At 55.3% G+C, this 430-nt stretch carries 1 pseudogene; it reads left to right on the forward strand.

Features of this window, described 5'->3' with window-relative positions:
- Nucleotides 1-19: 19 nt before the first annotated feature.
- Nucleotides 20-430, forward strand: a pseudogene (locus CHU70_RS11285) (IS30 family transposase); the annotation flags it as partial.

Genomic DNA, 430 nt, shown 5'->3' on the forward strand with positions numbered 1-430 from the left:
CGGTAGGTTCAGGCGGTGAATGCATCACCACTTTCGACCAGGAGAAGTAGTGAAGCAAACCCGCCGAACGAAATACAGTGCCATCAAACCCATTGCGCTTCAACACATTGCCAACGGGGCATCAGCAAGCGCAGTTGGGCGCGATTTAGCGATACCCTCACCAACTGTCAGGCGGTGGGCGCGACAAGCCGGAATTGCGATTCAGCACCAATCGCACTGCCCGAAGTTATCGATGATGGATAAGCATCGCGTGATCTACGAGATGCTTATGGCCGGCTCATATAGTGTTGCCGAGATTGCCGCGCAGGCTGGGGTGTGCACAACCACGGTGTATAACCGGCGGGCTAGTTTAACCACTATGAATACCCGCAGTCGGATAACACCTGGTGATGTATCTCGTGTTGGTACTGGTCGGCGGCTAGGGCTGGCG

Source organism: Corynebacterium sp. LK10 (assembly GCF_008042455.1).
Taxonomy (GTDB): domain Bacteria; phylum Actinomycetota; class Actinomycetes; order Mycobacteriales; family Mycobacteriaceae; genus Corynebacterium; species Corynebacterium jeikeium_D.